17 protein-coding genes and 1 tRNA gene are annotated in these 19,203 nt (G+C 51.3%); 13 read left to right on the top strand and 5 right to left on the bottom strand.

Translation table 11 applies throughout. From position 1 onward, the window contains the following. Window positions 1-56: 56 nt before the first annotated feature. From G3M78_05020 to G3M78_05010, 3 genes are all read right to left on the bottom strand, one after another. On the bottom strand, window positions 57-1,307 hold the full coding sequence (locus G3M78_05020; GenBank protein QPJ64783.1) for a beta-ketoacyl-[acyl-carrier-protein] synthase family protein: 1,251 nt from the start codon (window positions 1,305-1,307) through the stop codon (window positions 57-59). Window positions 1,308-1,421: 114 nt separating this feature from the next. Then, complete coding sequence (locus G3M78_05015; GenBank protein ID QPJ64782.1) at window positions 1,422-1,793, bottom strand: response regulator; 372 nt, start codon at window positions 1,791-1,793, stop codon at window positions 1,422-1,424. A gap of 86 nt (window positions 1,794-1,879) precedes the next feature. Beyond that, complete coding sequence (locus tag G3M78_05010; protein ID QPJ64781.1) at window positions 1,880-2,917, bottom strand: response regulator; 1,038 nt, start codon at window positions 2,915-2,917, stop codon at window positions 1,880-1,882. 381 nt (window positions 2,918-3,298) lie between these two features. Here G3M78_05010 and G3M78_05005 point away from each other — a divergent pair, with 381 nt between their 5' ends. The 7 genes from G3M78_05005 (at window position 3,299) to lon (ending at window position 10,376) form a co-directional block, all read left to right on the top strand. Then, window positions 3,299-4,093, top strand: coding sequence for a glucose-1-phosphate thymidylyltransferase (locus tag G3M78_05005; protein QPJ64780.1), 795 nt, complete (start codon window positions 3,299-3,301; stop codon window positions 4,091-4,093). Between the two features lie 36 nt (window positions 4,094-4,129). Further along, window positions 4,130-4,366: a hypothetical protein gene (locus G3M78_05000; GenBank protein QPJ64779.1), complete on the top strand. Its 237-nt coding sequence runs from the start codon at window positions 4,130-4,132 to the stop codon at window positions 4,364-4,366. 53 nt (window positions 4,367-4,419) lie between these two features. Then, window positions 4,420-4,499 (top strand) — tRNA-Leu (locus G3M78_04995). A 36-nt stretch (window positions 4,500-4,535) separates the two neighbouring features. Then, window positions 4,536-5,867, top strand: coding sequence for a trigger factor (tig, locus tag G3M78_04990; protein QPJ64778.1), 1,332 nt, complete (start codon window positions 4,536-4,538; stop codon window positions 5,865-5,867). A gap of 101 nt (window positions 5,868-5,968) precedes the next feature. Continuing rightward, window positions 5,969-6,601: an ATP-dependent Clp endopeptidase proteolytic subunit ClpP gene (gene clpP / locus G3M78_04985; protein QPJ64777.1), complete on the top strand. Its 633-nt coding sequence runs from the start codon at window positions 5,969-5,971 to the stop codon at window positions 6,599-6,601. 111 nt (window positions 6,602-6,712) lie between these two features. Continuing rightward, the gene (gene clpX / locus G3M78_04980) at window positions 6,713-7,960 is read left to right on the top strand and encodes an ATP-dependent Clp protease ATP-binding subunit ClpX (protein ID QPJ64776.1); all 1,248 of its coding nucleotides are present in this window, start codon (window positions 6,713-6,715) and stop codon (window positions 7,958-7,960) included. Window position 7,961: 1 nt separating this feature from the next. Beyond that, a complete protein-coding gene (lon, locus tag G3M78_04975; protein QPJ64775.1) occupies window positions 7,962-10,376 on the top strand; it encodes an endopeptidase La in 2,415 nt (804 codons plus the stop codon). A gap of 71 nt (window positions 10,377-10,447) precedes the next feature. On the opposite strand, the gene G3M78_04970 is transcribed toward lon, so the two are convergent. Then, on the bottom strand, window positions 10,448-11,281 hold the full coding sequence (locus tag G3M78_04970; protein QPJ64774.1) for a hypothetical protein: 834 nt from the start codon (window positions 11,279-11,281) through the stop codon (window positions 10,448-10,450). A gap of 198 nt (window positions 11,282-11,479) precedes the next feature. Next, on the bottom strand, window positions 11,480-13,288 hold the full coding sequence (locus tag G3M78_04965) for a hypothetical protein (protein QPJ64773.1): 1,809 nt from the start codon (window positions 13,286-13,288) through the stop codon (window positions 11,480-11,482). Window positions 13,289-13,889: 601 nt separating this feature from the next. Here G3M78_04965 and G3M78_04960 point away from each other — a divergent pair. The 6 genes from G3M78_04960 to G3M78_04935 all read left to right on the top strand — a co-directional run bounded on the left by G3M78_04960 (window position 13,890) and on the right by G3M78_04935 (window position 19,126). Then, window positions 13,890-14,447 carry a hypothetical protein gene (locus G3M78_04960; GenBank protein ID QPJ64772.1) on the top strand — a complete coding sequence of 186 codons (558 nt, stop codon included), beginning with the start codon at window positions 13,890-13,892 and terminating at the stop codon, window positions 14,445-14,447. A 124-nt stretch (window positions 14,448-14,571) separates the two neighbouring features. After that, window positions 14,572-14,880 carry a hypothetical protein gene (locus tag G3M78_04955; GenBank protein QPJ64771.1) on the top strand — a complete coding sequence of 103 codons (309 nt, stop codon included), beginning with the start codon at window positions 14,572-14,574 and terminating at the stop codon, window positions 14,878-14,880. Window positions 14,881-14,897: 17 nt separating this feature from the next. Further along, the gene (locus G3M78_04950) at window positions 14,898-15,536 is read left to right on the top strand and encodes an HAD-IA family hydrolase (GenBank protein ID QPJ64770.1); all 639 of its coding nucleotides are present in this window, start codon (window positions 14,898-14,900) and stop codon (window positions 15,534-15,536) included. A gap of 87 nt (window positions 15,537-15,623) precedes the next feature. Further along, a complete protein-coding gene (mpl, locus tag G3M78_04945) occupies window positions 15,624-17,039 on the top strand; it encodes a UDP-N-acetylmuramate:L-alanyl-gamma-D-glutamyl-meso-diaminopimelate ligase (GenBank protein ID QPJ64769.1) in 1,416 nt (471 codons plus the stop codon). Between the two features lie 6 nt (window positions 17,040-17,045). Continuing rightward, entirely contained in the window at window positions 17,046-18,158 is a 1,113-nt protein-coding gene (locus tag G3M78_04940) for a hypothetical protein (GenBank protein ID QPJ64768.1), read from the top strand. 80 nt (window positions 18,159-18,238) lie between these two features. Continuing rightward, complete coding sequence (locus G3M78_04935) at window positions 18,239-19,126, top strand: radical SAM protein (GenBank protein ID QPJ64767.1); 888 nt, start codon at window positions 18,239-18,241, stop codon at window positions 19,124-19,126. Window positions 19,127-19,203 lie beyond the last annotated feature (77 nt).

Raw genomic sequence — 19,203 nt, 5'->3', positions numbered from 1 at the left:
CCCTCCAAATTGGATGATTCTTTTGATTTTAGGTGAAACAACAACCAATTTCAACTTTAATCTTGGTATCTCTTGACTATCAAAACCGAATTGATGCCAAACATTCCAAACGAATTATTCATAATGTATTCGGGCGTTTCTATTTTCTTTGGCGTGTTGGCGACCACCTGTTTGAGATGGCATTTCGGATCCATCTCGTCGAGATTGATCGTCGGATGCACATAGCCGTCGTCGAAGGACGGAATGTTGCCGGTCAATTCCAAAGCCCCCGCCGCTCCCATCGTATGCCCGATGAAACTTTTTGTGTTATTGATAGAAACCGTGTCCAGATCGCCAAAAACCTCGCGCAAGGCCGTCGCTTCCTGAATGTCTCCCAGATGCGTGGCGGTGGCGTGCGCGTTCAATATATTGATGTCCTCCGGCTTCAATCCTCCCTGCTTCAAAGCCTGGCGAATGCATTGCGCCTGCCTTGCAGGTTCGGGCAGGATGAAATCCGTCGCGTCTGAATTGATGGCGTAGCCCGCGATTTCTCCATAAATCTTCGCGCCGCGTTTCTTCGCGTCCGACAAACGCTCCAACACATGGATGCAACCGCCCTCCGAACAGACGATGCCGTTGCGCTTTGTATCGAACGGACGACAGGCCTTGGTCGGGTCCTCATGCGAAGCCAGGGCGCCTTCGCTCTTGAAGCTGGCAAAAATCCCGAAGGTATGAATGCTTTCCGAGACGCCGCCCGCCAGCGCCATATCCACTTCGCGCAGGCGCAACATCTGAACGCCCTGAATGATGCCCATGTTGCCCGCCGCGCAAGCCGCGCCGATGGTGTAATGCGGCCCGGTGATGCCCATGTTCAAAGTCACCTCACCCGCCGGATTGTTTGCCACCGTACGCGGGTTATGGTGATGCGACCAGAATTTGACGTCGTGATTGAACTGACTGAGATTATAAACTTCGTTTTCGGTCTCTACGTTGCCATGCTCGGTCACGCCGAGATACACCCCCACCCGCGACCGGTCCACAGCTTCCCAGTCCAGGCCCGAATCATTCACCGCCTCGCGCGAACAATAGATCGCGACCGAACCGGCGCGCGTCCCACGCCGAACTTCCTTCTTCTTTTGATACTTCAACTCGTCAAAATGGCAAACGCCCGCGAGGGTTTCGCCAATATAGCGCGTCTCAAACTTCTGTACGCCAGAAACGCCGTTCAGCAGACTTCTGCGGAACTCAGTCAGATTATTGCCATTGGGCGCGGTGAGTCCAATGCCAGTAATGACAATGCGATGATCGGGATTGTCCTGTGGGTTCATTCGCCAGAGTTTGGGGCAAAAAAGAAAATTTAAGTTGGAAAGGCGGTCACTCTAGCATATTTTCAGTTTTCCACAAAGCGATTTGTTCACATTTGGAAAAACCAATGCCAGACTTTATGGCTTGAGGATGGAGTCCAATTTATCAAGAAACTCTTTGATTTGGATGGGCTTGGTGATATAGGCGGCGAAGCCCATGTCCAGGCAGGCCTGAATGTCCGAACGCATGGCATTGGCGCTGAGCGCAATGACGGGGATGTCCTGCGTTTCCTGAATTTCCCGCAGGCGCTGGAACGCGTCCATGCCGTTCATGCCCGGTAAATTAATGTCCATCAGAATCAGGCTTGGAAGCTGGTCTTGAGCCATTTCGATTCCCACGGTGGCGTCGGTCGCCGAAATAAGCTCCAGCTCCGGGCGACGGCGGAAGATCGCCTTGACCAAATCCAGGTTGGCCTTATTATCTTCAACATACAAAACCTTCGGCTTCATTTTTTACCTGATCCGCTGAGCAAGGTCGATAAGAGATGAGTGAAACGTGCCAGACAACAGTTTTCAGCGGGGAATTGACCCGCCGGTCAATCGCGAAACTTATCCTTTATCTCCAAAATTTCCGGCATCACTTCCAGGAAACGATCCACCACTTCGGGGTCAAAGTGAAGTTCTCTTTGCCCTTTAATGAAATCCAGAGCCTCTTCCACCGGCCAGGCTTTTTTATAGGGCCGCTCCGAAGTCAGAGCGTCAAAAACATCGCAGATGGAAATAATACGCACTTCAATGGGAATGTCCTCCCCCTTCAAGCCTTCGGGGTAGCCGGATCCATCCCATTTTTCATGATGAGACAAGGCGATCTTTTGCGCCAGTTGAAGCAACTCATGCTGACTGCCATCGAGTATCAAGCCGCCGATTTCGGTATGCGTCTTCATTTTTTCCCACTTCTCGCTCTCCAGCTTGCCAGGATGCAGGAGAATCCCGTCCGGGATACCGATCTTGCCAATATCGTGCATGGGGCTGGCGTTCAGGATCAATTCACAATGCGCTTCGTCGAAACCCATGTGCTTCGCCAGTGAGGCGGAAAAATGACTCATGCGCACCACGTGCATGCCGGTTTCATTATCGCGGTATTCCGCCGCGCGCCCCAGCTTGCGAATGATCTCGATGCGAGTCGCGTTCAATTCTTCGGTGCGCTCGCGCACCTTGCTTTCCAGACTTTCATTCAACAGCCGCACTTCCACCAAATTGCGAACGCGGCAAATTGTCTCCATCAAATCAATCGGTTTCGTCAGAAAATCACGCGCGCCATGCTGTAGCGATTTGAGGCGGGTTGCGCGGTCAATAAAGGCCGTCAATACAAGGACCGAGACATAACCGTTCTCCTCAATTTCCTTGATTTTTTCCATGACCTGAAAACCGTCCATATGCGGCATCTTCAAATCCAGCAGAACCAAATGCGGTTTGAACTCAGGGTAGATTTCAAGCGCCTCCCGAGGGTCGGTTGTGGATCTCAAATTTTTAAAACCGCCCTTACTCAGGCCCTGCTCAAGAAGGAAGACATTGTTCGGCTCGTCGTCTACGATTAAAAGCCTAGCGTTCAGAATTTCATCTTCAGAAATCATATTTTTTAGAGACCATAGAAAAATGAGTTAACAATAAAAACGTCATCCATTTTTTCGCAACAGACGACTCTAGCAAAAACTTGCAATGAGAGAGAACCGAATATAAATTTCACTTTCAGATCAGGCTTCTCTCTAGCGCAAGGCCGAATCAAAACAACCACAAGTCGCGCCTCATCCCAACTCCAATATCCGCTATCCTTCTATGTTCATGAAAAATGAATAAAATTGCAACTATTGTTATGCTATGAAATCAACTCTTTGAACCCAAGGTTGACGCGGATGACGTCCAAACATATAATTTCACTTTCGTCTCCAGAAAACGCCAGAACTGAATTTCCCATTTAGACGCAAAGAAAAAAATGACCCGGAAAGCACGACAAGATGCCAAAAACTAAAGACTTCAGCCTGTTCAGCGGCGCATTTTTTGAAGACCCCGCGTCTTTTAAATACGCTCCGCACCTGCAAGATTTTAAATACAGCTGGGAAGTTTTGCCGCAGTTGGAAAGCATTCTGAACCGCATTCTGACAGACAAAAAAAAAGACGCCGTCGCACAGTGGCAAGGCATCGACGCTTCTTCCAACGGTGTCTTTGTGCAAGGCTGGGTCGAACTGGATCGGCCTGTATTTTTCGAATCGGCCCGGGTCTGGCTCGACGCCGGGGTTCTGCTGGAACCCACCGCCATCATTAAAGGCCCTGCGGTGATCGGCGCCCACACCTCCGTGCGCCAGGGCGCATACATTCGAGGCAATGCGCTCATCGGCGAGCACTGCGTGATCGGACACGCCACCGAATTAAAAAATTCAATCATCATGAACCACAGCGAAGCCGGTCACTTCAATTATATCGGCGACAGCATTCTTGGCTCGCACGTCAATATGGGGGCCGGATCGCGTCTCGCCAATCTGCAATTTAGAACTGCCGAAGAAAAGCTGGGAGGCTTCATTCATCCTATAGAATTTGAAAGCGGCAACCATAAGATCCAAACCCAGGTTGAGAAACTCGGCTCCCTGCTTGGCGATCATGCCGAACTCGGTTGCAACGTCACCCTCTGCCCCGGAACGCTATTGGGTCGCCGCTCCTGGGTTTATCCCAACACCACGGTGAGCAAGGGCTTTTACCCGCCAAAATCATTCATTGTGCCAAAAGAAAGAAAGACGAAAATACAAGATCAATAGTATAATAAAAAATCCAAGTCACAGGAGAGGGTGGATTTGAGTAAAAAAACTAAAATAGCCTACGAGCGAAAATTAGCCTACGAACGCAAATTGGCCTATGAGCGAGACCCCATCCCCGAAGAGAAACCCTTAAACATTCATGAGGAAAGTTTCTCGGAAAAAGTTTCCTTCGGGCTGGCATTGGTGGTGGGCGGCGCTTTTTTCATCATGGTACTGCAGGCCATTGGGCAATCCGCAATTCAGTTTTATCAATTCGTCGCAAATCTGATATAACATCCCATCTATTCTATTTGGAAATTGAATCGCCCCGTGGTACACGGCGGCACGCGAGGGTGGCGGAATTGGTAGACGCGCTGGATTTAGGATCCAGTGGGCAACCGTGGGGGTTCGAGTCCCCCCTCTCGCATTATTAAAAACACGAATTTAAAAGCAAACCGGATTTATGACTATTCAAATCGAAGACATTGACCTGACGCACAAAAAAATTACTCTGGTGATTCCTTATGCCGACTACAAATCCCAGGTAGACGCCTACCTTCGTAAAGTCGGCAAAGATTTCAAGGCGCCCGGCTTTCGTCCCGGAAAGGTTCCTCTATCTATCATCGAGCAACGCTTCGGTCCCGAAGTGAAGCAAGAGGTTCTCACCCAGTTGATCAGCGACCGCGTCATGGCCGCGATTGAGGAAAAAGAACTGCGCGCCATCTCTCAGCCCAGCCTGCTTGAAGTGCAAGCTGAAGAAGGCACCGACATCACCGTCAGCGCTTCGGTCGAAATCATTCCGGAATTCGAGATCAAGGACTACAACGGCATCGAGCTGGATATGAAAGTCGGCGAGATCACCGATGAAGACGTCGACAAGGCCGTCGACATGTACCGTCAGCGCCACCTCGTCAGCGAACCCGTCACCGACCGGGCGGCTCAGGACAAGGACTATGTCAAACTGGATTTTCAGGGAAGCTATAACGGCGAATCCTTCGAAGGGAGCGAAGCCAACGGCTACATCGTTCAATTGGGAACCGGCCAGCTCATCGAAGGCATGGAAGCGCCCATTCTGGGAATGGAGATCAACGAGCAAAAAACCATCACCGTCGACCTGCCGGAAGCGCACCCCAACAAGAACATCGCCGGCAAACCGGTTGATTTCAGCGTGACCCTGAGAGGCATCCAGCTCAAGACCATGCCGGAGCTGACCGACGAGTTCGCTCAAAAAGCCGACCCGGAGAAAAACTTCAAAGACATTGCCGACATGAAAACCCGCATCCGCGAAGAACTCCAGAACATGGAACGGGAGCAGGCCAAACAACGCGCCAAAAAAGACCTGGCATTGAAGCTGGTCGAAATGAACCCCATTGATCTGCCCGACGGACTGCTCGACGAGCAAATCCAGTTCATGAAGCAAGAAGAAAAAAAGAAGGAAGCGGGACAAGAAGCGGGCGCCGCCGCGCCGGAAGCCGAAGCGCTGACGACCGAAGACCGCGAGAAACACACCGATGGCGCCGTGAAAATTCTGCGCGAAGAATTTCTGCTGGACAAAATTTCACGCCAGCTGAAAATTGAAATCTCGGAAGCCGATATCGATAAAGAAGTCGCCAGCATCGCCCAAATGCTCGGCGGCGGAAATATCAAAAAATTAAAGGAAGAATGGATGAAATCCGGTCTGCTGGCACGACTCCATTCGCGAATGAAACGCAACCGCACCCTCGACGCAATTTTGGAAACCGCGTCGCTCAAGGAAGAATTAGTTGACAGAAAAACAATAATTTCTGATAATTGAAACCAGTCGGCCTTCCCTATTTGCTTTGTTTATAAGGACTTATTTAAAAGCGATTCGGGAGACAGGCTTATCTTTACACTCTCCTCAAATATAGGAATCTCATGACGCCCATTGCAAACCAACTCATCCCCATTGTTGTTGAACAAACCAGTCGTGGGGAACGTTCTTACGATATTTATTCCCGTCTTTTAAAAGACCGGATCATTTTCCTCGGCACCGCCATCGACGACAACGTCGCCAATCTGGCCATCGCACAATTGCTGTTTCTTGAATCCGACGAACCCGATCAGGACATTTATCTCTACATCAATAGCCCCGGCGGGCAGGTCAGCTCTGGACTGGCGATTTACGACACCATGCAGTACATCAAGCCCGAAATTCAGACCATTTGCCTTGGACAGGCCGCCAGCATGGGCGCCTTCCTGCTCACTGCAGGCGCCAAGAACAAGCGTTTTGCACTGCCGCATTCACGCATCATGATCCATCAACCCAGTGGCGGCTTTCAGGGACAGCACACCGACATCCAGATCCAGGCCCAGGAAATCAACCGGGTTCGCACCATTCTCGAGCAGGTCATGGCGGAGCATTGCGGCCAACCCGTCGACAAGCTCCATCTCGACACCGAACGCGACAACTATATGACCGGTGAAGAAGCCAAAGCCTACGGCCTGATCGACCATGTCATCCGCCATCGCGATGAAGTTCAGAAAAAAGGCGGCGCGTCAAAAAAATAACGACGCGCCTCTAAACTCTGTTAAACTATTTGTATAATCAGATACGTAGCAATGATGAACCACTTGCGGCCCGCGCCGGAAGCCTTATATTTGAATTGAACGGGGAGATTCATGGCTAAAAAAAATTCTGCCAATAATAATTTCAGGTGTTCTTTCTGCGGCAAAAGCCAGGAAGAAGTCAAAAAACTCATCGCCGGACCCACCGTCTATATCTGCGACGAATGCATTGAACTCTGCAACGAGATCATGGTCGAAGAATGGGCGCAAGAGAAGAGCGAAGATTTCCAAAGACTGTTAAAACCCAAGGAAATTTTTGAGCACCTGAACCAGTACATCGTTGGGCAGGATCGTTGCAAAAGAATCTTGTCCGTCGCGGTGCACAACCATTTCAAGCGCGCCGATTCCAATGTGGACATGGGCGATGTGGAACTGCAAAAGAGCAACGTGCTCCTGATCGGTCCGACCGGCTCGGGAAAAACCCTCATGGCGCAGACTCTCGCCAAGATGCTCGACGTGCCTTTCACCATCGTTGATGCGACCACACTGACGGAAGCCGGCTATGTCGGCGAGGACGTTGAAAACATTATCCTCAAACTTCTGCAGAGCGCCGATTACGACGTCGAAAAAGCCGAACGCGGCATCATCTATATTGATGAAGTCGATAAAATTTCGCGAAAATCGGAGAATCCCTCCATCACCCGCGACGTGTCCGGCGAGGGCGTGCAACAAGCGCTCCTGAAAATCATTGAAGGCACCACCGCAAGCGTTCCCCCGCAGGGAGGCCGCAAGCACCCGCATCAGGAATTCTTGCAGGTCGATACGACGAATATTCTCTTTATCTGCGGCGGCGCATTTGTCGGTCTGGACAGCGTCATCCGCAACCGCATCGGCAAGAAAAATCTCGGCTTCGGACAGGAAATCGTTTCCAAATCCAAAGCCGACGTCGACGCCATCGTCGAACAGGTTCAGCCGGAAGACCTCCTGCGCTATGGCCTGATCCCTGAATTTGTCGGTCGATTCTCCGTCGTCGCCACCTTGAAAGAGCTGGACGAGAAATCCCTGATGACCGTATTGACCGAACCCAAGAATGCCCTGATTAAGCAGTACAAAAAATTATTCGAATTTGAAAACGTCAAGCTCAGCTTCACCGACGGCGCGATTCTGGCGGTGGCTCAAAACGCCATCAAGAGAAAAACCGGAGCGCGCGGTTTGCGCGCTGTGCTGGAAGACGCCATGCTCGATATCATGTTCGATCTCCCATCCTGCAAGGACATCGAGGAAATCGTCATCAGCGAAGACGTTATTTTGAAAAAAGAAAACCCTCTCATGGTCTACCTGAACCAGAAACAAGCCAGCTAGGATGAACGAAAACAAAACTGGAATCCCTCTGCTTCCGCTGAGGGACATCGTTGTATTCCCATTCATGGTCATCCCCTTGTTCGTTGGCAGGGAGAAGTCCGTTCGCGCTCTGGAAAAAGCCATGGCCGAACAGAAGAATATTTTCCTGTCCGCGCAACGCAATCCCGCGGACAACGACCCCGAGCCGGATTCCATCTACGCCACCGGCACGCTCGCCAATATCCTGCAAATCCTGAAACTCACCGACGGCACCATGAAGGTTCTCGTCGAAGGTTTGCAACGCGGGCGCATCCAGTCTTTTTACGAGAACCCCGATTTCTATGAAGTTGAAATCGTAAAAATTGAAGAAGAAGCGAAAGCGACCCAGGACGTCACCGCGCTCATGAGAAGCGTCGGCAAGTCCTTTGAGCAATACGTCAAGCTGAATCCAAAAATTCCATTGGAAGCGGTGTCTGCGGCATCGGCAATCACCGAACCGCATCGCTACGCCGACACCATCGCCGCCTACATGGTTTTCCAGACTCCCGACAAACAGGATTTGCTGGAAACCTACAGCCCGGCCGACCGCCTGCAGAAATTGCTCGGCATTCTCAAATCGGAAATGGAAATTTTGAAGATTGAGAAACGCGTTCACGGTCGCGTGCGCAAGCAGATGGAGCGCAGTCAAAAAGAATTTTATCTGAACGAACAAATCAAGGCGATTCAGAAAGAACTCGGCAAACGCGACGAGTTCAAATCCGACATCGACGAGCTGGAAGCGCAGATCAAAAAAGCCAAAATGCCGAAAGAGGTCCACGAGCGCGCGCTCAAGGAACTCAAGCGACTGGAGTTGATGCAACCCATGTCCGCCGAAGCGACCGTCGCCCGCACCTACATCGAGTGGCTGTCCGACCTGCCCTGGAAGAAGAAAGCCGGTCAGGATAAAATCCTGCTCGACGAAGCTCAAAAAGTTCTCGACGAAGACCATTTTGGACTTGAGAAAATCAAGGAACGCATCATCGAACACCTTGCCGTCCTCAAACTGGTCAAGAAAATGAAAGGCCCGATCCTCTGTCTGGTCGGCCCTCCCGGCGTCGGTAAAACCTCGCTCGGCAAATCCATCGCCCGCGCCACCGGCAAAAAATTCGTCCGCGTATCGCTGGGCGGCATTCGCGACGAGGCGGAAATTCGCGGACATCGCAGAACCTACATCGGCGCCCTGCCCGGTCGCATCATTCAGGGCATGAAAAAAGCCGGAACCGTCAATCCCGTCTTCATGCTGGACGAAATCGACAAGATGGGTTCTGATTTTCGCGGCGACCCGGCTTCGGCCCTGCTCGAAGTCCTCGATCCCGAACAGAACGCTAATTTCAACGACCATTACCTGGAAATCGATTACGATTTGTCTCAGGCCCTGTTCATCTGCACCGCCAACGTACTGCACACCATCCCCGGTCCCTTGCTCGACCGCATGGAAGTGATTCGTCTGGCCGGTTACACGGATTCGGAAAAAACCAAAATTGCAGAGAACTTTCTCCTGCCCAAGAAATTGAAGGACCACGGACTCAGCCCCAACAATCTCAACGTATCGTCAGCGGGGATGAATAAAATCATCCACGATTACACACGCGAGGCGGGCGTTCGCAGTCTGGAGAGAGAGCTGGCCAATTTATGCAGAAAAGCCGTCAAAAAAGTAATTGAAGAAGGCAAGAAGGCCTGCCTGACCACCACTCCAGCCGCGATTGAAAAACACCTGGGTGTTCCCAAATACCAGAAACGCCGCAAGGATATTTCAGAAGCCCCCGGCGTCGCCACCGGCCTTGCCTGGACGGAAGTGGGGGGAGAGATTCTCTCCATTGAAGCGCTCGTGGTATCGGGAAGAGGGCGCATGTCGCCGACGGGTAAGCTGGGCGACGTGATGAAAGAATCCGCCGAAGCCGCGATGAGCTATGTGCGCTCGCGCGCCGCAGAGCTGGGACTGGCGAAAGATTTTTACCACAAGAACGATTTTCACATCCACATCCCCGAGGGCGCCGTGCCCAAGGATGGACCGTCGGCAGGCATCACCATGGCCACGGCAATGGTCTCCGCCTTGACGAGCGCTCCGGTCAACAAAGACCTGGCGATGACCGGCGAATTGACATTGAGCGGAAAAGTGCTTGCGATCGGCGGATTGAAGGAAAAAGCGCTGGCCGCGCACCGGGAAGAAATATTCAACATCATCATCCCGGCGGATAATGAAAAAGACCTGATCGAAATTCCAGCCAGTATTCGGAAAGTCATGAAGTTCCACCCCGTCACCACGATGGATGAAGTGATCGAACTGGCGTTTCAGGGGAAATACAAGGTCATGAAGAAGAAAACCGCGCGCAAGAAAACCCCGGCGCGAAAAACCAGAGAACGACGGACCAGCCCCAGCGTCAACTCGTTCAACTGAGTCTTCTTAAAGAAAATCCCTTCAGGAAAGCCTACAGAGGGGAATCATGAAAACGCGGTGGCCCCGCGTCCCTACATATCCGACGGAAAGAAATAAGGCAGTTTGACGTCCTCGTCGAGCGCCATCACCAGCGTTTCATTCTCTCCCAACAATTCGTTCAGCACCGTCAACAAGGTCTGCGCTTCAGAGAGCGCCGCGTCCAGATTGTCTTTGCTCACGGTTCGTTTCGATAATTCGTCGTATTTTTTTACCAGCGCCGAGCCCTTGCCAATCAAGGACTGAATCACCGGATACTCCACCACCCGGTTTTTCTTCTTGCGCGAACGCTCGGAAAAATTCAGCCAGATTTCGACATCCGCCGGAGCCTTGCCAAGATCGAGCAATTCCTGCCGCACCGTTTCGAGACCGCTCGCGTCCACTCTCGCATTCAATTGACGCACAAAAGGAGCGATCGGCACCCCTTGCGAAGTTTCGCAAAGATGGCGCAACGCAAACACCAGCTTGTTGGTGTTGCTGTCCAACTGCATCCCTTTATCCGAGTAAGGTCGCAGGGTTTCGTGTTTTTCGAACCAGGTCCACAAGCCGCCATTCACCTGCACCGCAGTGCGCGTCTTATCCAACGCCTCCACTTGCTTGAGGCAGGATGCGCGATCCTGCACTTTGGTTTTGATCGTTTCACCGCGTCTCAACAGCGCCGCCAACTCCGGGTCAACGGGAGTGGACGAACGGAGCGGCTCCTTGCCATCCAGGACCTCTTCATGAGTGGTCTCAACCGGTTTTTCCTTAACCCAGGTCACCTCGCGCTCAATCAATTTCAACGGAGCCTGCTCTTCCTGTTCGTCGCCGCATCCCGACAGCGCAAACCACATTGAAAAACCCAAAACGACAACGATCCCTCGACTCATGAAACGATCCCTTGAAAAAAATTGTAATAAAATGTGTTTCTCTATTTATACATCAAAACGAGCTTGTGCGCGTCGTTATTCGTTCGATTTCATCACCGCAAAACTACAAGGCGACAACGCAAGCAAAACAGACAGCGATATAAAACGCCTCTGACGTCGCAGTAATTTCGCCGCAAGAACGAGAGGGAAGGAGAACCGTCAGGACTCGGGGAACATTTCTGCCAACAAGGTTTTACAGCGAGGATTTTGACTCATCTGGATCACGACCCGTTCATTCACCGCCAGATTCGGCATTGCTGTTTTTTTACTATAATACACAAACGAAGCCCACAATGCCGAAATATCATGGCAGTCGTTAAAGGTCGACAGGATGTTGGTCATGTTCGTCACGCTCCTGCCCTCCACCCCGTCGAACAGCACAAACATCTGCATTGCCAAATCGTAAATCAATTGATTCAACTCTTCCGAGGCAGGTTGCAGAAAAGTGAATTTATTGACATTTTTTTTGAGGGAAGCGTTGCCTGACGCCAGCACCGATAAATTGCGCGAGATACTTTTGACCATAGGCGTGATAAACGCCCACAAACTTTTATCCTCCAGACGTTTCTCCAGCCGTTCACGTTCCATCTTGCCGCCAAACATTTTCTGGAAGGCCAGAAACACGGTGTTCAGCTCGCGGATTTTATCAGGGTAGGTATTGCGGATATTGGTCTCGATCTCCTGATCGTATTTCTTCATCAAGGACAAAAATTCTTTTTTATCGATCGGTTCATCCGCCTGGATTTTTTTCGTTATCTGCGACAGGTTCTGAAACAAGAGTTGCTTCGTCTCGTCCGGGTACCAATAATCAATCTCCTGAACGATGATGTTGATGCGCTCCAGTATGTCTCGTCCGTATTTGTTTTCGTGATGCGGCGTGATGGAAATGGTGATGTCCTCCGCGCTCTTCTCCTGAACGACAATATTGAAATCCTTGTTGAACAGTTTGGAGAAAATCATGTCGAGTCGCGCAAAAGACAACTCTTTCGCTTCGATATATTTTTTAGCCTCATCCAGAATGATATTCAGGCGCGATTTTTCCGCTTCCGTCGACAGGCGATAGAGAATGATTTTTTCCTTTTTCTCCAACTCATCATCGTTGTAAACAATCAAGGATTTTTGCAGCGCTACAAAATCCTGCAACATCGACTTGATTTTTTTTACCTCTTTGCGATACGAATATTTCTTTCCCGTTTTCTTGACCAGTTCGCTCAGGAATTTGTTCACCTTGAAAATGTCGTTCATTTTCACGACCGACAATTCCTTGTTTTTTACCCGATACAAAAATTTCCCCAACTCCGGTTCCGCTTTTCTTTCCTGCAGTAATGGTTCGATGGTTTTACACATCTGGTTGTAACTGGAGTTGACGGGCCAATAGGCGTCCGGCGAATTCTCATAAAACTGAAAAGGAGAGAACTGACGATTGAGCACCCGGATTTCGCTATAGCCGCGCACCCGCGCGCCCTTCTCCTCATATCCATTCAGAAACTGACTCAGGGTGATGTCCCGTCCCTCAGCTTTTTCGATCAAATCCAGAAGCTCGGGCAGAATGGGGTTATCCGCATTTGAAGCCTGCGAATAAAAGCGCTCCAGATGCGCAATTTCATGTCGGACGTTTGGGACAAGAAAATCGATCGGGTCCAGGACAATGTCGATGGATTTGAAAATTTCCTGGCGATAAATTTCCAGCTTTGCTTCGTATTGATCCTCAGAAATCCGGGCGATTTCCTGCTTCATTTTTTTAAACAGTTCACCGATGTTTTGCAGACTACGGATTTTGATTTTAGGGTCGGTTTCCTGCTTGGAGATTTTTTCGTATACTTCGTTCAGCGCGAGAGGCAGTTTGGGGATCTGCTTCTGAATCACATTGATCAAGCGCGCCCGCTCTTCTTCAGGGCTGTTGTCCTTAGGCTCAATCGTCTGCACGTTTTTTAATTTCTCGACGCACAGATTCAATTGGTCCTTCAAGATATCAAGTTGATTTGATATTAACTGGACTTGATCTGGATTCAGCATAATGGCAAATAAATCAAACTTGAATCAATGAAACGACGGTATGACCCAGTCAGGCGATGGTCAAACGATGCTCCAAATTTTCAAGTTTTTAATAATCATTGAATTTCCGTTGAATATTTAGCTTGCGCGAAAAAACTGATGACACGCCCATCTTGTTACACAAATATAATAAGGGAATTTCCATTAGATTGGCAAGCAAAATATTCCCCTAAGTAATTATAAATGAAAGCGTTTTGCGATTTTTGAAAAAGAGGAAGCGCTTCAAAAGAAAAATCACGGCGATTAGAGTTACCTCAACACGCCTCCAAAGGCTCGCCCAAATAGCTCTATTTTATTATTTCAAGGTCGCAAGCCCCTTGATTGCATTCAAAAATTTGACATGCAATTCGGGGTATTTCCTCATAGAATAAAAAAATATGACGGTAAACCTAATGAGCGAATCTAAAAATACCGTATAAAATAAGGCGATGCTCAGTACAACGCGCCCATGGCAATTTTAATGGCGCCGAAATTGCTTTTAGTTTTATGAATGCAAACTAATTGACAGAAAACCATGAAAATCAAAAAAATTCTTTGTCTGCTAGCGACCTTAACGCTCCTGTCCGCCTGTGAAGTCCACATGGCGCCTTCCGAGTATTGGTCGCAATTATTCCGAACACAGTCCGACTCGGATTACTACAAGGGGAAGATGGATGACCTCGTAATAAACCTGACAAAACATGTACAGGACTACGAAATCAATCGCGTCGGCGTGATCGACCTGACCGACGAAGGCAACAAGGCGCCCATCCTTGGCGAATACCTCGCTTCCCGAATCGTCGAAGCCATGACCACGAACAAACTGTTCCGGGTGGCGCAAAAGGGCGAAGTCAACCAGGCGCTCATGCAATTGAACCTGCAACCCGCCTTCGTTTACACCCGGGCCGAGTTGGAGAACCTTGGAGCGGCGTTAAAATCGCAAGCCGTACTCACCGGAAAAATCACCGACCTTGGCACCAATATCGATGTGCACGCCATCCTGACCGATGTCGCGACCGGAGAAGTCATCGCCTCGGCGACGGAGAATATCAACCGCACCAAATTTGCCATCGAAATGCTTCGCCATCATTGAGCTGAATCGCTTCGGCTCCATCAAGACGTTTTTGTTTGAAAACGCTCATTTAAACCGGCTCCGATTTTTGCTAAGATGAACGCCAGCGCTACCCGAACCAACCCCTTTTCAGCTGGAGCCTGTTATGAAACGATATCTCCTTTCATTGCTTTTGGTCGCCGCTTTCCTGACCGCCTGCGGTACCGTGGGAAGAGACTTTGATACTCTTCTTGTCGACAAAATTCAGAAAAACAAAACCACCCAGGCTGAAATTCTGGATATGTTTGGCATTCCTTTTAAAGAAGGACGGGAAAATGGCTACGAAATGTGGACTTACCAGAAAGACACCTGGAATCTGATCGGGAAACCCGAGTCCAAGGGATTGGTGATTTTGTTCAGCGAACAAAACCGGGTCAAAGCCTATCGCTACACCTCTACAAACGACACACCTTAAGCCGCCGCATGGATCGAATGAAGTCTGTTGCGCTGGTGGTTTATGATTTTGACGGCACGCTGGTCGACACCCTGGACGATATCGCCGCCTCCGTGAACGCCGTTCTGGTCGAACTGGGACTGTCTGCGCATCCGACGGATACGATCCGAAAATTCGTCGGCAAAGGCGTCGTCAACCTCATGACGCGCGCGCTGGAGGGAAATGGAGACGTCGAAAACGCCGTCGCCCTGTTCAAACGACACTATGCAGATCATCTTCTCGAACACACGCGCCTGTACCCCAACGGCCGCGAAATCGTCGAGCATTTTTCGCACAAAAAACAAAGCATCCTGTCCAACAAGCCCGAAAGTTTTATCGAGCAAATTCTGGATGGCCTGAATTTCCGCTCCCCCTTCCTTTCTGTGGTCGGCGGAGACACCTTTGCCACGCGCAAACCCGACCCCGAAGGCCTCCGGCATATCATGAATCAGCACGGAGTCTCTCCCGCCGAAGTCGTCATGGTCGGCGATAGCGACGTTGACATGGAAACCGGAAAACGCGCAGGCGTCGCCACCGTTGGCGTCAGCTTCGGCTTTTGCGACCCAGGCTCCAACCCCCAGTTCCCACCCGATTTTGTGATCGACGATCTGTCCGAACTGCGCCGCATCATTCAATAAACCGGTATGAACCTTTCACCTGAATTCGAAGTCAAAGCGTATCCATTCTTGACATAAGGCAGGCGGAACCCTACAATTTTTCCTCTCATGAATTCTCTCGCACGCCCTGATTCAATTAAAACCATTTACATGATCGCCGTTTGCGGTACCGGCATGGCCTCGCTCGCCGGTCTGCTGAAAGAGTCCGGCTATCGCGTGGAAGGCTCCGACCTCAACGTCTACCCACCGATGAGCCTTCTATTGGAGCGGGCGAACATCGCCGTGCGTCCGGGCTGGAAAAAAGACAATATTCCGGATGACGCCGATCTCATCATCATCGGCAACGCCGTTTCGCGCAACAATGAGGAAGTCCAGGCCGTATTGGAAAAAGGGCTTCCCTACATGTCCTTCCCGCAGGCCCTCGCGCATTTTTTTCTTGAAGGGAGACGCTCGCTCGTGGTCGCCGGAACGCACGGCAAAACCACCACCGCCTCCCTGCTCAGCTGGACCCTGAGCCAATGCGGACTGCGCCCCGGATTCATGATCGGCGGCTGGCTGAAAAATTTCGACGGCAATTACCGCCTGCCGGAAAGCGACCTGTTCGTCTCTGAAGGCGACGAATACGACACCGCTTTCTTCGACAAGGAACCCAAATTTTTACACTATCAACCACACGCCGCCATTCTCACCGGAGTGGAATTCGATCACGCGGATATCTTCAAAGATTTCGACCATTTCCGCGCCGCCTTCAAAAAGTTCACAGCCTTGATCGACCCCAAAGGCTTTCTGCTGGCAGAAGCGACGCAGAAGATCGATCCCGAAATTCTGTCCGCCGCTCCCTGCACGGTTGAGACTTACGGCTTCACGCCCGAAGCCGACTGGGCCGGGTCGAACTACAAGGCGACGCCGCAAGGCATCCAGTTTGAACTTTCCTATAAAGGGCAGGCCACGAATGAATTTCGATTGCCCATGCTGGGGCGACACAACGCCGACAACGCGGTGGCGGTGGCGGCCATGGCCCTCAAGCTCGGCGCCGATTCAAAGGACATCGCCCAAGGTTTCGCCACATTTGAAGGCGTGAAGCGTCGGCAGGATGTGCGTGGCGAAAAAAACGGCGTCGTCGTCATCGACGATTTCGCGCACCACCCGACCGCCATTCGCAAAACCATTGAGGCTGTTCAGGAAGGTTTTCCGCAGGGAAGGGTCTGGGCCGTTTTCGAACCGCGTTCCGCCACATCCCGGCGCAACACGTTTCAAGATGCGTTTCCCGCGAGTTTCGCCCCGGCGCACGCAACTCTCATCGCCAAACTGTATGCGCCCGAAAAAATTCCAGTCGATCAGCGACTCGATCCGCAGGCCGTGGTCGATGCGATCCATCAAAATGGCGGATCAGCATTCTATCTGCCCGAAACGGAAGACCTCATCCAGCATCTGACGCAGAACTGCAGGCCCGGAGACGTCGTTCTCATCATGTCCTCCGGCGGTTTCGATGACATACACAATCGCCTGTTAAATCGACTATAATAATTCATGCGAACTCTCGGCGAATTAAAATACGCACTCATCAAAGGCGGCATTTCCATTGCGCAAGAAGACCGTCAGGCGCCCGCCATTCAATGCGGCATGATGGCCTTCCAGCCCGGCGAAGAGATCGCACTGGAACTGGCGGAAAACTTCATCGTCAAAATTCCGCTCGAAGAGAACAAAGTCGGTCTGCCGCAATTAAAATCCATCGACGGAAAAACCCGGCTCTTTCTGAATGACGCCGAATTCGATATCGCGGTGATCCCGCATCCCGGATTCATTCGCAGTCAGGAACCGCGCTCTCCCATGTCGGACAACATCTGCATGGACGGCTTCTGCCTGAATTTTTTTCTACGCGCGCTGGGCCAGAAACTACGGCTGAATCTGGAACCCGACTCCGTGCTGGAGATCATCCGCTCCGCCTTCAATCAAGGTTGCGCCGATCTCATCCAGCTCAATATGGATTTCAGCAAGGACCCCAACCGGGCCTTCAAAAGCCTCGTTCCTCTGGTCGAGGCGATCAAGAAAAACTACAGCGCCTTCGTCGCTCTCAAAGCCCTGCCGCCGAAAGACCTGCACGCTCTCGATAAGATGTACGCCTGCGGCATCGACATTCTCAACCTGCCGCTGGGAGGTTTTGCCGGGGCGGCGACGATCAGCGAGGAAACCCCTTTCGAACAGATTCTCAAAGCGCTTGAATACGCTTCAGGCGTTTTTCCGCAAGGCGCCGTGTGGACCGAACTCGCTCTGGCGGGCAAAACCGAACTGCTCAAAAATGCGATCTCCGACATCGCCGCGAAAGGCGTCATCCCGCTGTTGAAGTTACAGCCGCCCAGCATCGCCCAGGCCGACGATTATTTAAAAGTACAGGAAGTTGCCCGGCACCTTGGAGATGTTGCCGCGAAGAACAAGCTCAATCTGAAATGGCTCTACCCCAACAGCCGTTACATGACCCCTCTCGATTATGGATTTTACGTCGAAGGCTCCCCGGCGCAGATCACCATCAAGCCTTTGTACATGTCGACGCTGGGAAAGAAAACTTCCGAAGGCTTCGCCGCCTTCCGCCGCAAGCTGAGAATTCGCGATATCAGCGACTCCTTCGAATCCGCCGGACTCTGATTCCCGGCCTGGAATTGTAAGGAAACTCTTCTTGCGCCGACTTCCATTGAAAACAACTCTTCATTTTGATAACGTAAATCATGGACGATAAAACCCGAACTCAAACAAGAGCCGTTCCCCAGGTTCCGCTGAAATCTCTGGACACTCTGTGGATGCAGGTCGGCGGCACCCTGTGCAATCTGTCCTGCTCGCATTGCTTCATCAGTTGCGGGCCGCAGAACCACAGCCACGCCATGATGAGTCTGGCGCAAGTGCGCGGCTACCTCGAACAGGCAAAACAAGAGGGCGTGCAGGATTATTACATCACCGGCGGCGAAGTTTTCATCAACCCGGAGATTTTTGAGATTCTCGCCGCCATTCTGGAATACGGACCGCTCAACGTCCTCACCAACGCGACGCTCATCACGCCTGCAAAAGCGCGACAACTCGCAGGCATTCGCGACGCCGCTGAACATCCCCTGCAATTTCGCATCAGCATGGAGCATTTCGACGAAGCTGAAAACGACAAGGTGCGCGGTTCCGGCTCCTACGCAAAAGCCCTCACGGGTCTGCGCAATCTGGCCGCGGAAGCTTTCTCTCCCATCCTCACCATCACCCGCAGTTGGGATGAAGCCGACGACGCCGTCATGGAAACGCAATTTCTCGAATTCCTGAAAACGCAAAACGTGCCCGAACCGCGAATCAAAGTCCTGCCCGGATTTTTGCTCGGGCGTCTGGAGGAAAACGAACGTTCCTATCAGGAAGAAGAGCGCGTCACCGCAAGCTGTTTTGAGAATTACGACATCACCCAACTGCAATGCGCGACCTCTCGAATGGCGACGGCGAAAGGCGTTTACGTCTGCCCCATTCTGGTCGAGGAACCCTCCGCCAAAATGGGTGAAACGATCCAGGACACCCTCCGGCCCTTTCCGCTGGCCCACTCCGCCTGCTACACCTGCAGAGTCACCGGCATGACCTGCAAATCCTGATCCCAGGACCGACTCTCGTAGACTTCGGGCAAAGGGATGTGTTAGCATTTTCTGATCGTAACCTGAACTATTTCATC

The sequence above is a fragment of the Candidatus Nitrohelix vancouverensis genome, assembly GCA_015698305.1.
Taxonomy (GTDB): Bacteria; Nitrospinota; Nitrospinia; order Nitrospinales; family VA-1; genus Nitrohelix; species Nitrohelix vancouverensis.
The sequence above is the reverse complement of the archived record's forward strand: the minus strand, read 5'-3'. Positions and strand labels throughout refer to the sequence as shown.